We start from the raw sequence: 14,656 nt of genomic DNA, 5'->3' as shown, positions 1-14,656 counted from the left end.
TGGAATTATCCTTTGACCCCTGTTGCGGCGTCTGTTGGCACTATGTAGCGTTGAAGCAACAGAAATAATAACAATACGGGTGCTATCGAAATCACTGATCCCGCAGCCACCAAACGCCAATCGAAAGAGAAGGTTCCGGCTAATTTGGCAACTCCTAAAGGCAGGGTGTAGTATTCGGGTTGATCTAAAATCAGCAACGGCCAAAGAAAGTCACTCCAAGACCCGATAAACACAAAAATTGCTAATGTTATTAAAGCAGGTCGCACAGCCGGAAGCATAATGTGCCACCAAATCCCCAGTTGAGAACATCCATCAATGCGGGCGGCTTCAACGAGTTCTTTGGGTACACTCAAAAAGGCTTGTCGCAACAAAAAAATGCCAAATGCTGAAGCTACACTGGGAAAAATTAAACCGAGATAAGTATTTCTCAATCCTAACTGCACGGTTAAGACGTAGAGGGGAATCATCACAATTTGAAACGGGATCATAATTGTGGCAATAATAGCGGTGAAAATGCTATCCCTTCCCCGAAAGTCTAATCGCGCCAAGGGGTAAGCCGCTAACGCACAGAATAACAAATTTAATTCAACAGTCAGACTCGCCACAATCATACTATTGACAAGATAACGCCCCATCGGGTTTGTTTGCCAGACTTTGATTATATTCTCAAAAGTCGGTTCACGAGGGAATAGCTGAGGGGGAAATTGAAAGATATTTTCGTTCCCTGACTTAAAGGCTGTACCGATCAGCCACAATAACGGAAAGAGCATCAAAAGAGCAATGACACTCAGCAGTAAATAATTCCAAAATCTCTTGATTATTGGTGATTTTAAGTTCATTGATTATTTAACTTCAACCCTTCTTCTGTACAACATTCATTTAAAGGTTGATCCCAATTCTCAATCGGTAACTCGGTCAAATAAGCAAAATCAAATACAATTCCTATCGTTGGAATAGATTGCCACTCAGGAGAACTAAGCATCCGATCATAATATCCTCCACCGTATCCTAAACGATATCCTCGCTGATCACAAGCAACAGCCGGAACTAAAATTAAATCAACTTGAGACGGTGAAATTAGGGGTAAGTCGGCGTGAGGTTCCCATATTCCATAAGCCCCTGTTTGCAAGAGTTCGCCGGGTTTCCATTCATGCCAAATTAGAACATTTTCAACACATCTTGGAAATCCCCAAATTTTTGTTCCTTCTTGGCTGGTTTCTGCAAAGAGACGACTCAAATCAGGTTCTTGACGAAAGCTAACATAAGCTAAAACTGTTTTTGCGTGTTGAAATATAGACGAAGCTTGTAAATGAAAACTAATGCGATCGCTCTTTTCTCGCCAATCTTCTGCTGACATCGACTGACGAATATGCAGTAACTCTCGACGAAGCTGATGTTTACTTTGGGGAGTTTGTTTTTGTTTCACGACGTTTGTAGAGGTTTGATCTATCTTGGGAGTCATAATATTCTAATAATTAAGCTTTAGTTCGATCATAAATTTCTAATGTTAAACAGAGAAATATATCCAACAATTTTTATGATTTTCCAATCAGAATATACTTTGTTAACAGTAGAAAAACTGATTTTTTTAAAACTTTTTATTTAGACTAAAAATGAACTTTTTTTGTTTCAAAAATAGAAGAATTTGCTTGATTTAATTTAAAAAGAACAATTTAGTCAAAGTTTTGTTGAACTAAAACACTCTGAAATATCAGTTCAAAAAGGCTTAATAGACTCTATCGATCATCTAGATCGGGTGTAAATGCGCCCTGAAAAGATTAAGTCTTGAAAATTATGACTGAGAAAAAAACTGACAAAAGTTGAAGCCAGAAATTAAGAATCAGAAAAGTTCATGTAGATGCAAGCGATCACTTCAAAACCCGGCTCTTTTGAGAAACCGGGTTGATGGTGATTTAAACCGCTACAGGTTCAGCGTGTTGACGATACCAATCAATGGTATTTTTCAATCCCTGTTTAAAATCGACTTCCGCAACAAACCCAAACTTTTCTTTAGCCCGTTGGGTATCCAAACACCGACGCGGTTGACCATTGGGTTGATCGGTTTCCCAAACAATTTCCCCTTCAAACCCCATTAATTCACAGATAGTTTCTACTAAATCTCGAATTTTGACTTCTTGGTTTGTCCCTAAATTCACCGGATCAGGTTCATTGTAATCTTGAGTTGCCATCACAATTCCCAGAGCCGCATCTGTAGAATAAAGGAACTCACGACTGGGACTTCCATCACCCCAAACCGGAAGTTTTTTGTCCCCTCGTTGTTGAGCTTCATAAACTTTACGAATTAAAGCCGGAATCACATGAGAACTGCGGGGATCAAAATTATCTTCCGGGCCGTAGAGATTGACAGGTAACAAGTAGATGCCATTAAAATTATATTGTTGGCGATAGGCTTGCAATTGAACCAGCAAAGCCTTCTTCGCAATTCCATAGGGAGCATTTGTTTCTTCCGGATAACCCTCCCAAAGATCATCCTCTTTAAACGGTACGGGCGTGAATTTGGGATAGGCGCAAATCGTTCCCACACAGACAAACTTTTCGACACCTGCTTGATAGGCGCAATGAATAAGCTGTGTACCCATCATTAAGTTATCATAAAACAGTTCGGCCGGTTTTTCTCGGTTCAGACCAATTCCACCCACATGAGCGGCCAAATGAATAATAATATCTTGACCCTGAACCACCTTTTGACAGGCTTCAAAGGTACACAGATCATACTCTTGTGATCGCGGAATCAAAATTTTATCTAAATTTGCGCCCGCTTTGAGTAACTGATCAACCACTTGCCGACCCAGAAACCCCGCGCCTCCGGTCACAACAATTCGTTTATCTCGTAAATCCAGTGTATTCATGGATTAAACCTCATTATGTACAAACGATTAGTCAAAACCTTGGGCGATCTTTTTAGATTTTTCCAACGCTTGAATATCGGCATCCACCATTAATTTCACCAACTGGTCAAACGTCACTGAAGGTTCCCAGCCCATTTTTTGTTTAGCTTTGCTCGGATCACCAATTAAGAGTTCCACCTCTGCCGGACGAAGATAACGTTCATCGAACTTGACATAATCATGCCAATCGAGGTTGACATAATTAAAGGCAACATCGAGAAACTCACGAATCGAGTGGGTTTCATTGGTAGCCACGACATAATCATCCGGGGCATCCTGCTGAAGCATCAACCACATAGCTCGCACATAGTCCTTAGCGTAGCCCCAATCGCGTTTAGAATCGAGATTTCCGAGATAAACCTCTTTCTGCATTCCCTTGACAATTCGAGCCAATGCACGGGTAATTTTACGGGTTACAAATGTCTCACCCCGTCGGGGACTCTCATGGTTAAATAAAATACCGTTACAGGCAAATAAATCGTAGGATTCTCGATAGTTAACCGTTTGCCAATGGGCATAAACTTTAGCACAGGCGTAGGGACTACGGGGATAAAACGGTGTTGTTTCCTTTTGAGGAACTTCCTGTACCTTCCCAAACATCTCCGAAGAACCCGCTTGATAAAAACGAACTTCAATCCCAGTACGATGTTGGTAGTCGCGAATCGCTTCTAAAATCCGTAACGTTCCCATTCCCACGGCATCAACCGTATATTCGGGGGAGTCAAAACTAACTCTGACGTGAGACTGAGCGCCGAGATTATAAATCTCTATCGGTTTAACTTCTTCTAAGATACGACGTAGAGTTGTCCCATCTGTAAGGTCTCCATAATGAAGAAACAGGCGAGCTTCTTCGTTATGAGGGTCTTTATAGATATGATCAATCCGGTCAGTATTAAAACATGAACTTCGGCGAATAATGCCGTGAACTTCATAGTCTTTGTCGAGTAAAAGTTCACTCAGGTAAGAGCCATCTTGACCCGTAATTCCAGTAATGAGGGCGCGCTTGCGTTCGTTCATCTCAATGTTCTCTTTGGGTTAATGTAAGTCAATGTTGCCGCTACTGGTCAGATCAGCGATGTGAGATCGAGATCAAACTTGATGTTTGGATCTCGTCACGACCAGTTTCTCGCCAGTGCAATCGGAATTGTACAGATAGAATTAAGCGGGTAATCGATCACTACAGCCAAGAATCCCCGATGATGACATCTTGTCAACAGACTGAAAATTTTCAAAAATTCAGTTTGGGATTTGAGGATCAGGGGATCAAGGCTATTGTTAAGCGAGAACACTGCTGAAGTCATGTCTACCTTAACCCAAAACCGACTGCACAATAGGGAAACGGTCGAACCCGGATCAAAGTGCTTACATTGACTGACAACGAATCTTTGTCACCAAGCTAGTAAGCTCCATTATTTTTGGGAAAAATGACAACACCGATGGTCTTAATTATAATCGACAGGTCAGTCCAGAAATTTTTGAAATTCACATAATACAAATCAATCTGAACTCGTCGAGGATAGGGAATATCATTGCGCCCAGAAACTTGCCAGAGGCCAGTAATTCCGGGTTTAATCGTTAAAATTTTATCCATGTGACGCCCGTACTTGTGTAATTCTTCAGCAACAAGAGGCCTTGGCCCGACAACGCTCATGTCCCCTTTGAGTACATTCCAAAATTGAGGAAACTCATCAAGACTCGTCACTCGTAAGAAATGACCAATCCAGGTAATTCGGGGGTCGTGTTTCAGTTTGAAATTGTCCTGAAATTCTTGACGCAGATGGGGGGATGTCTCCATCATTTGGGTCAACATCTCATCAGCATTTGTCACCATTGTTCTGAACTTAATACAGTCGAAAGACTTGCGGTTCTTGCCAACTCGTTGCTGTACATAAAACACTGACCCTGGTGAACTAAGCGAGATCAACAGAGCCAGAAGCAAGTAAACTGGGGAAAACAGGATCAGAACCGACAACGAAAACAAAATATCGAACGATCGCTTGAAAAACTCTCCGTTGAGGTTCTGTAGAACAGATAAACCTCGAACCGGATGTTGCCGGACTAGGGGGACAAAACTACGCCTTGTGAACGCACGTCGTAGTCCCCTACCGAAGATGAGTTGGCTGTTGGCAGTCATCTTACTCCTTCAATTCACACCACACACAGTCCTGATCATAAAGCTTCCAGACACCTTGCGCGCGAAATCAAGGTGCAAGAAAGTCTTCAGTCCAATTGTCATTCGGGGGAGCGTACCCGAAAATAGTTTAACGGGATAACCCATGATTGCTTGATTCTTTTCGTTTTGAGCAGAATCCGCAATTATGCAAGCATTTTAGCCAAATTTTTCCGAACGCGACTTCTTCGGAGTATTGACCTCTATCAAGATACTGTTGTCAAATCTTCGGAAACTGTTTTTTCTGACAACGTTCTACAAATTCCAGGTACTCCTGTCCAAAGCGTTTTCGCTCAAACTGAGTGACATGGGATTGCATCTTCTGGGGGTCAAACTGGGTGTTGAGTTGCTCAAACGTCTGTACTGCCTCGATTAAAGCAGTCTCGGTTTGAGGGGAAAACAACAACCCCGTTCCTGAGTTCGGATATTGACGAAGATCACGAACGGTTTCGAGCGCTCCTCCTGCACCATAAGCTATGACGGGAGTTCCACAAGCTTGAGCCTCAATTAAAGCCATTCCTAGATCTTCACAAGCCATATAGACAAATGCTTTAGCCTGTGACATATACTGTTCAACGATTTCATCGGGTTGCCAGCCCAACACTTGTACATTTGATTTAGCCATCTGTTTAATTTGATTTAATTGGGGGCCTTTACCAATCACCACCAGTGGACGCCCGAGTTGATTGAAGGCGTTCACAATTAAGGAGATTTTTTTATAGTTCACTAGACGGCAAACGGTTAGATAAAAGTCTTGCTTTTCCGTCTGAAGTTGAAAGCGCTCTAGATCCACCGGGGGATAAATTACTCTAGCGTGTCGTCGATAGCAACGCCAAATCCGCGCCCGCGTATGTTGGGAGTTGGCGATAAAATAGTCTACACGATTGGCAGATAGCACGTCCCATTGGCGTAGCCGATGCAATAAGTACCGCGTGAGCATCCCCTGTGGCCCCCAACCTGCCAAACTGCTTTGTAAATAATCAAAGGTTAAGTCCCAAGCATAGCGCATTGGCGTATGACAATAGCAGATATGCAGTTGGTCAGGACTGGTTAACACGCCTTTAGCAACTGCGTGGGATGAGGATAAAATCACATCATAGGCTCGCAAATCCAATTGTTCGATTGCTAACGGTAGCAAGGGCAGATATTTCTGAACACCATTTTGAGCCAGGGGGAAGTGTTGCAAAAATGTTGTGCCAATCAGACGATTGAATAAGTAACTTTGAGGGTTGCTTGACTCAAAATCAATCAAAGCGTACAGATCTGCATCGATGTGTTTGAGAATTTCTCGCACAACCAGCTCAGATCCGCCTGTTGCTTTCGGGGTTAACCATTCGTGAACGAGAGCGTATTTTAATGGCACGGCAAATTAGGGGACGCTTAAGCTAGAGATCGTATCCATCAATATCTCATAGCGATTACTGTATCGTACAGATCAGGCTACGATCACCGACAAATTTTGCCGTGAAATTCATTACACACAATACTGTACATTCTGCCCAGATAGTTTAATTTATCTTATGAATCAATTCAATAATTATTTTCGACACGTAGGTATAAGTACGGTTTAACGATTGTTAAATTGCTACAATAGCCATAAGTAACTGATGAGGCTCAAACTCAAGTCCGTCATTGTTTCAGGTCATCTAACGACACGGTAATCCGTTCTATACCGGGTAAGAATAACAACATTGGGGTGTGATGTGAGTAGAGCCGCTCAACTGATGGAATTACAGATCAGCCCAATAAAAAAATCACAGAGTTTAGTCACAACTCAACTGTATTTTTTCTGAAAAAAGTTAATATCGGTTACAATCTTAGATCAAATCACGCATCTACTCGGTTAATTGCTCTAAACTATCAGCACAAAAAAGTTGACCTGAGTCAATCAGGCTCATGGAATAAAAAAATCGATTAGAGAGGAGACAAAACGCTCACGAGATCTCATCTGAGCAATCAGTTAGACATTTCCCCAAAGAAAAGTCTATTTTTTCTCCTAAATTTTTAATCTTCTTTTTTAGAGCTTTGACTTAAAAATATCAAGAATCTTTCTTCATTTGAACTCACTCACAATGTTGATAATTCTGATTAGACAGTTAGAGGATCAGCAGGGTGTATCTATTTATAAACAAATCACTGAGTTCGACTATCCTCAAACAATCGAACCTAAAAACTAGATAGATAAGCCTTGCCATGATGCTGAATCCAATCCAATCGCATGAAGAACTTTCCTGGGATGTTAATCATTCTTTGTATCAAGAAATCGAACATCTAAGACGTGAAAATGCAACCTTGAAAAATTGGCTCAAAACAATGAGTCAGTTGCATCCCATTTCCATGAAAATAGAACCTCCCGATCTTGAATGGAAAATTGGACAAGTTGATGCAACTATTAACCTCTTTAGCAATCAATTATTAGAAAAAATAGACGATAATTTATCGGCTCAACCCCTAACAAAAACCGATTCTCTTGAGCAAACTACACTCAATTTTTCTAACGATAGTAATCTAGATTTATCTGCTCAATTAACTCCCCCTACGGTCAATGAACAACCCCACCGTCGAATTTTAGCTTTAGAACATCTGCTCCGTCAACACAATCACCACTACAATAATCCCCATAGTATTATTCAACAAATTACTGAAACCGCAGTCCAGACTCTAGAATCTGTCAAACGGATCAGCTTGTGGTTAACGCCACAAACTCTACTTTATTCCCATTTTCCATCTTCTTTAAATCTCAATTTACATTCCACAAATAAGCTAAAAATAAATAGTTATGAACAAGTAAATCACTGCTATTGTACTCTTTTTAAACCTAATGCAAGAACGTCCTACAAACAGAATGATTTAGGAAAATCTTCGCTAGAATGGACGGGAGTAAATCTTCAGTCCGTAGAAGATCATCTATTTTTTTCCGGCTTTCCGAATATTGATTTTTCAGAACCTTTAAATGTATTAGATATTCCCATCAAACTGGATCAACATAAAATTGGATTTCTCAGAGTTGAACGGACAAATTTAAGGGCTGAGTGGACAGACGAAGAACAATCTTTTCTTGAAAGTCTAGCTAACTTAGTGAGTTTGGCTTTAGAGCGTTCCAGAAGTCAACACTTGGAAAAACAACTCTCGACTCAAAACGAAAAACTCCAGGCTAAATTCGATCAACAAACCGCCCAACTTCAAAAAACCCGTCAAAAACTGCGATCGCAAACGGATGAATTCCAAAAACTAGAATACGCCTTAAAAGAAGCTCAAAATACAGCTCAAATAGCACTCAGAGCAAAAAGAACTTTTCTTGCCAATATTAGCCATGAATTACGCACTCCTATTCACGCGATTATTGGCTATAGCGATCTTCTCTGCGAAGAAGTTCTCGAACAGGGACAACTAAACTGTCTCGAAGATGTTCAAATCATCCGTCAAGAAGGGTATCGCTTACTTCATGTCATTGATAGCATTCTGGACTTAGTTCGTATCGAAACCGGACAGATGTCATTAAATCTAGACATTTTTGATCCGGTCAATGTTATTAAGGGAGTTGTCAAAAGCCTCGTTTCCGTTGCAGAGAAAAATCGTAATCAACTCAAAATTCACTATGGGCGTGATCTAGGACTCATGCAAACTGATCTCGGTAAATTACAAAAAATCCTGCATCACTTATTAGAAAATGCTCTGAAATTCACACAAGACGGACAAATTAAGCTCACCATCCATCGCCAGGATGATTGGATAGAATTCTGTCTGAGCGATACTGGAATTGGGATTTCGGTTGAACACCAACACTGCTTGTTTGAAGCTTTTACTCAAGCCGATGATTCACTCTGTCGGAGATACGGGGGAACTGGACTCGGATTAACGATTTGTCGCCATCTCTGTAAAATGATGGGAGGTGATATCACGGTTTCTAGTGAATTGGGTCAAGGTTCTATGTTTACGGTTCGTCTGAAAGCTCAAGTCGAAAAAGCTGTGCAGTATCGCGCGGGTTGACATTTTCCCTGCTCTCAAGAAATAAAAATTCCTAGCTCACTCCGAGAGTTTTCTGCTTCGTTAAGCTAACTGCTTGGGATAATTTATTTACCCAAATTGATAGAGATCATTCTTTCCATAGACTTTGAATCCCGTATACCCTAAGATATTTAATCCTTATTTTCAGGATATTTAATGCAGTATTATGATCGCGCTCCCAAACAGTTCCCCAGTGGGAATATTCAGGGGTGCGAGTGGAGAGTTTTTATTGACTTTTCCTCCACGATTAGAACAATTGATCACAGTGTATTGGGGACAACTCTACCTGCGATAGATGTCAAGCTAATCTATTTTACTCTAAGTTAATAAGTGAAATTATCAATAAATTCAGGAGAAAATAATGAAACGTTTATTTTATGGTTTTCAAGTGATGAGAATGCGGTTCATAAAAGTATTCGGTTTTGTGGCAATATTTGGGGTTTTATTGTCAAACTTGAATGGTTTAAGTTCAGCGACAGCTTTGGCAGCTTCTCTCACACCAGAGGCAGATTACTATCATGTGAATGGCGGCATTAATAATCAGTCTCAACAAGATCAAGAATTAGATTTAGAAACGGGAGCTAATCAAGCTGAAATTGCTGCTGATAAAATCTATAAAGGTTTAGATCAGACAAAAGATTTTATCGGAAAAACTGAACAAAGAAAACAAGTCATTGAACAAGCAAGAGAACACGCCAGTAACCGACTAAAAGAGCAGTCTGAACGAGCAAAATCTGCTGAAAGCCCTGATTCACTCGATCCTAATGAACGAAATTTTCTGAAAAATATTCAGTAAAATTAAATAAGTAGCACAAAATATTGGTGACAGTTGTTTGTCATATTTACTGATAAACCTGATTTTTTAAGACTGTTTTATTCTCAAGAAAAAATTGTTAGAGTTGATGGTGAGTCCAGTCTTGAAGGCACAATTTAGAAGACAAGAGGCAAAAAGTAAGAAATAGAAATAGTAGTAAATGCTGATCACTGTCTCCCCATCTAGTCTATACTCCGAGTTGAAAACCCCCTCAATACAATCGCTTGTTTATTGTAATAACTCTGTAAATATTCCGGATAACTCAGAACTCGAATGTTATCTTGAAGATAGATAAATCACTCGCAAAAGCTTAAACTTATCCGTTGTTTAGACTCTCTTTCTACCACAGTTGATCAGCTTTGGTAAGGAGTTGCTGTTGCGAGTGAAAGTGTTCTTTTATTCAGGATTCGTGATTGATATTCACGGCAAAAAACAGGAGGTCAATGATGCAACTCAATCGATTCAGGTTCGGCTTTGTTCTCACCAGTGTAACCCTTCTCAGCCTAATGACATCTAAGGTGATGGCACAAGAATTGGGTTTTTGGGGAGAACAGACCAAACCCCACTGCATTCAGGACGCTTTACCCAAGCAAGATGTTTCTCAGGAAGAAAATTCCAAGATTATTTTGTTTCATTGTGGTCGAGAAGAATACACAACTCAACCCCCTTTTCGATAAAATCTGGACTCAACACCGAATTTGTTTTTCTCTCATCCCTCTCGGTGTGCCTTCTCGGTTTTCTTGCTTCTGATCATTAATTCTCTAGGCAAAAAAATCAACCTAAAAATTTTATTAATAAGATTGATATTCATTAAATGTTTTTACACGGCCATCGGGACGAAAAGACAACACTGCAAAAGGTTCTTTAATATTACCCGATTCCATTCCCGGTGAACCGATGGGCATTTGGGGGACAGCCAAACCGGAGATTTGAGGTTTTTCAGCCAACAAACGCTTAATATCCGCAGCAGGGACATGACCCTCGATTGCGTATCCGTCAATCACCGCAGTATGACAAGAGGTTAACTCACTCGGTACTCCGTATTCCTGTTTAACCCCAGTCACGTCTTCTGTGACGATATCGGTGGTTTGAAAGCCATTGGCTTCGAGGTGTTGTACCCAGGCTTTGCAGCATCCACAAGTCGGACTGCGATGCACGGTAATATTGAGGGGAAGCGCAGAGGATGCTATATTTTGGCCAGGATTCGTCGCTTGAGAAGGACTGACCCCCTGATTTGCAGATTGACTCCACACCGCAACGGTTATACCTGCAATAATAGCCGTTCCTGCAACTCCAGCCAGGAGAGAACGAAGATGTTGTTGAAGCCAATTTGTCGGAGGTTGAGTAGACATAGTTTTCTGGAACCTCAAAAATGATGAATTTTAGTTTCTTAGATGTTCTTTCTCTAGAATAGCTTGTAAAATCCCAACTGGAAAAGTAACCTTCTCGAATGTTGGTTTGATAATTTAGAGTTTATAATTAGGATTTGATCATGAATTTACCTGTTTTTGCAGATATTCAAAAAGCAAAGCAACGCCTCCAAGGATATGCTTATCAAACTCCGGTTGTTATTTCTCGAACGGTTAACCAATTAACGGGGGCGGAAGTCTTTTTTAAATGTGAGAATTTTCAACGGACGGGTTCGTTTAAATTTCGGGGTGCTTTTAACGCTTTGTCTCAACTTTCTGATCAACAAAAGTCTCGCGGTGTTTTAACATTTTCTTCGGGGAATCATGCCCAAGCGATCGCACGTTCGGGTCAGATTTTAGACATTCCTACCACTATTATTATGCCTTCAGATGCTCCAGTTGTCAAACAATCAGCAACACAGGGTTATGGGGCGGAAATTATTCTCTATGAACGTTCGGAAATTGCCCGAGAAGTTTTATGTCAACAAATCGCAACTGAACGAGATTGTACTATTATTCCTCCTTATGATCATCGGGATATTATTGCCGGACAAGGAACAACAGCATTTGAACTTTTAGAAAAAGTAAAAACATTAGATATTTTACTGGTTTGTTGTGGAGGTGGGGGTTTACTTTCGGGTTGTGCGATTGCGACTCGCCAGCTTGCACCAAACTGTAAAATTATTGGGGTTGAACCTGCAAATGCAGATGATGCAACTCGTTCTTTTCAAACCAAAACGTTACAGAAAATAGAAAATCCTCAAACGATAGCAGATGGGGCAAGAACGTCTTATTTAGGGAAGTTAACTTTTCCATTAATTTTGCAAAATGTCGATGAGATGGTTACGGTTTCAGAAGAAGATATTATTAAAACGATGTTCTTTGTTTGGGAACGAATGAAGTTAGTTGTAGAACCGACGGGGGCGTTGGCTGCTGCTGCATTACTTCAAGGGATTGTCAAAGCACCGGGTTCTCGAATTGGGGTTGTAATTAGTGGTGGAAATGTCGATTTAAAACAGATTAGTCAACTTTTTTAATCATGTTAATAGGCTGTTAATTAATATCTCAGTGAATAATACAATGTCATCTGTAGCGGATGTTTTTGATAGTTCCGTACAATTACTGAGGTGATCTGTTTTGATCCTTGGTATTATTGAAATGAGTGAGTTTCAATCAAAGAAAGTTGTTGCATTATAAACTTGATCAACAATCATTCAGTTCAACTTACTGATCTATCTTTAAGTATTAAGGACGTTAATATTATGAATTTACCTCATTCAGAATCTCAAACAGCACAGCAACGTCTATTGGAATTTGCTAAACAAGGAAATCCGAAAGCAATTGCAATGCTTTTAAATCGTTTTAAGCCATCAGAAGACATTATTACTATTATAGAAGACAATGCTAATCTTAAAAATAATTGTCTAAATATTAGAGTAGAATATTCTCAATTCCCCCTAAATTACCCGTCTAAAAAATACATCTATGATGCCTTGAAAATTTTAGCAATAGAATATATTGAATATGTCATAATCGAACCTAGCATCCAGACAAACCCTAAAAAACCTTGTAAAGAACGTATTGATTTAACCAAAGAATTAGAAAAACCTGAACCTGAACCTCCAGTATCAAAACAATTAAAATGGCCTGTTTGGTTTCCCTATCCAAGTTCGTGGATACGGATGATAGTATTAATATTATGGTTATTTATTGTTATTAGAATTGTTGCGTTTGGGGGAGTTATTATTGGGGGAACTGTGTCTGTCGTCTCTGAAGATTTAATGCCGTTTTTTCAAGCTTTAGGTATTGGCGTTATTGGTTCAATATTCATTCTAACGTATTTTTATCATATTTTATCATATATAGAACGGGTTTTGTTTGGTAAATCATCACCTAGCTCCTTTCAATGGTTCCCCACACCTTTAAGTTTATGGGAAGGAATATATACGCCAATTGTTTTACTGTTGTCTATTTCAATTGTTGTCTTAGTTATTTTACCCTTTATTCCCTGGGAAACTTGTCAAACAGAACTTCTATTTGAAGATACAAGTTGTCAAAATCGTATTCAAAATTATTTGGATAGTTTAGAAGTTATTGCAACTATTGTTTGGATAACATCAGGTTTATATCTTTACCAAATCGAGTCTTTAATTCGCACAAGAGTTCCATTTCAAAAAGTCCTGAAATTTATAGCTTTAGTCTTTTTCTCTTTCATGTCAACGGTTTTAATTTACACAACTGTCACAAATTGGGACTATATTTACAGTGCATTTGCTAATTTTGAAAATACTTTGGTGTCATCAGAATTATCTGAAAATATTAATGCAACAGAACTCCCCGATGTAGATGTTGTAAATTCACCAAAAATTGAAACCGAAAAACCCGAAGTTATTACGCCTAAAGTTGCCGATGAAAACTTTAAAAAAGGCATAGAAAATGCGACAAATGCTTCGGAATTAGTACAAACTGCCAACTCTAAACCGGAATGGGAATTTGTCGCTACCCAATGGCAAAATGCTATAGATTACATGAAGCAAGTACAACCCGATGATTCTAACTACAAAGCAGCACAGGAACGGGTTGTACAATATCAGAAAAATCTCGAATATGCGCGTTTAGCGGGAAGTCAGGCTAAAGAATAATCCCGATTTTCTCTTTAGTCTAAACTGAGAACATCAAACTCAACTTGACTCCAAACCATTTGCTTATCTAGTGCAGATAATACCTTGTTATTCGCCGCAGAAGACTGCAAACACCGACAGGCTAACTGGGCGACATCTGCCCGATGAATGCTTCCAGAAACGCTATAATTCTCGGTTAAGATACCATTTCCCGTGGCGGGTTCTGACTTTAATCCACCCGGACGAATTATGGTATAATTAAGACCGCTATCGATTAAATGTTGTTCAGCTTTTTCTTTTTCGACTAACACCGCCCCCAGGGTTTCCAAGGCTTGAGGGGGTAAAGCAACGCGACTGTTACCCGAACCGATAGAAGAAACTAAAATAAACTTTTGGGTATCAACTTTAACTGCTGCATCAATTAAGTTTTTATTCCCCAAATAATCAGCCCTTTCGCCATCTTTCGGTAAACCACCAATGGTACTAATAACAGCAGAAATAGGAGAACCTGACATCGCTTGTTTAACTGCTTCAGCATCGAGGGCGTCTCCCATCACGACTTCTATTCCCATTGCTTCTAACTCGGGTTTTGTATCAGGCGAACGCAATAAAGCCTTGACTATTTTACCTTGTTCGCGTAAACATTTTGCAATTTCTCGACCCACACCTCGGCTAGCGCCTGCGAGAAAAATAGAAGATTGAGAATTCATCGTTTTTGACTCCAA

13 protein-coding genes are annotated in these 14,656 nt (G+C 39.9%); 5 read left to right on the top strand and 8 right to left on the bottom strand.

The window, feature by feature from the left end; genetic code table 11:
• Positions 1-5: 5 nt before the first annotated feature.
• The 6 genes from M595_RS03810 to M595_RS03785 all read right to left on the bottom strand — a co-directional run bounded on the left by M595_RS03810 (position 6) and on the right by M595_RS03785 (position 6,442).
• Positions 6-839 carry a carbohydrate ABC transporter permease gene (locus M595_RS03810; RefSeq protein ID WP_023064676.1) on the bottom strand — a complete coding sequence of 278 codons (834 nt, stop codon included), beginning with the start codon at positions 837-839 and terminating at the stop codon, positions 6-8.
• A complete protein-coding gene (locus M595_RS03805; RefSeq protein ID WP_023064692.1) occupies positions 836-1,462 on the bottom strand; it encodes a 5-formyltetrahydrofolate cyclo-ligase in 627 nt (208 codons plus the stop codon). Before M595_RS03805 ends, M595_RS03810 begins: the two co-directional genes overlap by 4 nt.
• A gap of 451 nt (positions 1,463-1,913) precedes the next feature.
• Positions 1,914-2,870, bottom strand: coding sequence for a GDP-L-fucose synthase family protein (locus M595_RS03800; RefSeq protein WP_023064747.1), 957 nt, complete (start codon positions 2,868-2,870; stop codon positions 1,914-1,916).
• 27 nt (positions 2,871-2,897) lie between these two features.
• Positions 2,898-3,926, bottom strand: coding sequence for a GDP-mannose 4,6-dehydratase (gene gmd, locus M595_RS03795; protein WP_023064744.1), 1,029 nt, complete (start codon positions 3,924-3,926; stop codon positions 2,898-2,900).
• A gap of 379 nt (positions 3,927-4,305) precedes the next feature.
• Complete coding sequence (locus M595_RS03790) at positions 4,306-5,043, bottom strand: undecaprenyl-phosphate galactose phosphotransferase family protein (protein ID WP_023064631.1); 738 nt, start codon at positions 5,041-5,043, stop codon at positions 4,306-4,308.
• Between the two features lie 256 nt (positions 5,044-5,299).
• Complete coding sequence (locus tag M595_RS03785; protein ID WP_040483527.1) at positions 5,300-6,442, bottom strand: glycosyltransferase; 1,143 nt, start codon at positions 6,440-6,442, stop codon at positions 5,300-5,302.
• 830 nt (positions 6,443-7,272) lie between these two features.
• Here M595_RS03785 and M595_RS03780 point away from each other — a divergent pair.
• The 3 genes from M595_RS03780 to M595_RS30440 all read left to right on the top strand — a co-directional run bounded on the left by M595_RS03780 (position 7,273) and on the right by M595_RS30440 (position 10,578).
• Positions 7,273-9,069 carry a GAF domain-containing sensor histidine kinase gene (locus M595_RS03780; RefSeq protein WP_023064712.1) on the top strand — a complete coding sequence of 599 codons (1,797 nt, stop codon included), beginning with the start codon at positions 7,273-7,275 and terminating at the stop codon, positions 9,067-9,069.
• A gap of 379 nt (positions 9,070-9,448) precedes the next feature.
• Positions 9,449-9,883, top strand: a complete 435-nt coding sequence (locus M595_RS03775) for a hypothetical protein (RefSeq protein WP_023064705.1) — start codon at positions 9,449-9,451, stop codon at positions 9,881-9,883.
• A gap of 464 nt (positions 9,884-10,347) precedes the next feature.
• Positions 10,348-10,578 carry a hypothetical protein gene (locus M595_RS30440; RefSeq protein ID WP_152983527.1) on the top strand — a complete coding sequence of 77 codons (231 nt, stop codon included), beginning with the start codon at positions 10,348-10,350 and terminating at the stop codon, positions 10,576-10,578.
• A gap of 114 nt (positions 10,579-10,692) precedes the next feature.
• Here the strand turns inward: M595_RS30440 and M595_RS03770 are convergent, their stop codons facing one another.
• Positions 10,693-11,253, bottom strand: coding sequence for a DUF411 domain-containing protein (locus M595_RS03770; RefSeq protein WP_023064745.1), 561 nt, complete (start codon positions 11,251-11,253; stop codon positions 10,693-10,695).
• 140 nt (positions 11,254-11,393) lie between these two features.
• Between M595_RS03770 and M595_RS03765 the strand changes: the two genes are divergently transcribed.
• Entirely contained in the window at positions 11,394-12,347 is a 954-nt protein-coding gene (locus tag M595_RS03765; protein WP_023064711.1) for a threo-3-hydroxy-L-aspartate ammonia-lyase, read from the top strand.
• Between the two features lie 225 nt (positions 12,348-12,572).
• Positions 12,573-13,952 carry a hypothetical protein gene (locus M595_RS03760; RefSeq protein WP_023064741.1) on the top strand — a complete coding sequence of 460 codons (1,380 nt, stop codon included), beginning with the start codon at positions 12,573-12,575 and terminating at the stop codon, positions 13,950-13,952.
• A 14-nt stretch (positions 13,953-13,966) separates the two neighbouring features.
• Here M595_RS03760 and M595_RS03755 read toward each other — a convergent pair whose 3' ends face one another.
• Complete coding sequence (locus tag M595_RS03755) at positions 13,967-14,641, bottom strand: SDR family oxidoreductase (RefSeq protein ID WP_023064630.1); 675 nt, start codon at positions 14,639-14,641, stop codon at positions 13,967-13,969.
• Positions 14,642-14,656: the final 15 nt, after the last annotated feature.

Origin of the sequence: Lyngbya aestuarii BL J, from assembly GCF_000478195.2 — a bacterium.
GTDB lineage: Bacteria > Cyanobacteriota > Cyanobacteriia > Cyanobacteriales > Microcoleaceae > Capilliphycus > Capilliphycus aestuarii.
Note: the sequence above shows the minus strand (reverse complement) of the source record. Positions and strands in the feature narration are given on the sequence as shown.

Coding starts and splice junctions, on each gene's coding strand:
- M595_RS03765 (WP_023064711.1), top strand. CDS start 11,394: ATGAATTTACCTGTTTTTGCAGATATTCAAAAAGCAAAGCAACGCCTC.
- M595_RS30440 (WP_152983527.1), top strand. CDS start 10,348: ATGCAACTCAATCGATTCAGGTTCGGCTTTGTTCTCACCAGTGTAACC.
- M595_RS03810 (WP_023064676.1), bottom strand. CDS start 839: ATGAACTTAAAATCACCAATAATCAAGAGATTTTGGAATTATTTACTG.
- M595_RS03805 (WP_023064692.1), bottom strand. CDS start 1,462: ATGACTCCCAAGATAGATCAAACCTCTACAAACGTCGTGAAACAAAAA.
- M595_RS03800 (WP_023064747.1), bottom strand. CDS start 2,870: ATGAATACACTGGATTTACGAGATAAACGAATTGTTGTGACCGGAGGC.
- M595_RS03775 (WP_023064705.1), top strand. CDS start 9,449: ATGAAACGTTTATTTTATGGTTTTCAAGTGATGAGAATGCGGTTCATA.
- M595_RS03780 (WP_023064712.1), top strand. CDS start 7,273: ATGATGCTGAATCCAATCCAATCGCATGAAGAACTTTCCTGGGATGTT.
- M595_RS03790 (WP_023064631.1), bottom strand. CDS start 5,043: ATGACTGCCAACAGCCAACTCATCTTCGGTAGGGGACTACGACGTGCG.
- gmd (WP_023064744.1), bottom strand. CDS start 3,926: ATGAACGAACGCAAGCGCGCCCTCATTACTGGAATTACGGGTCAAGAT.
- M595_RS03760 (WP_023064741.1), top strand. CDS start 12,573: ATGAATTTACCTCATTCAGAATCTCAAACAGCACAGCAACGTCTATTG.
- M595_RS03755 (WP_023064630.1), bottom strand. CDS start 14,641: ATGAATTCTCAATCTTCTATTTTTCTCGCAGGCGCTAGCCGAGGTGTG.
- M595_RS03770 (WP_023064745.1), bottom strand. CDS start 11,253: ATGTCTACTCAACCTCCGACAAATTGGCTTCAACAACATCTTCGTTCT.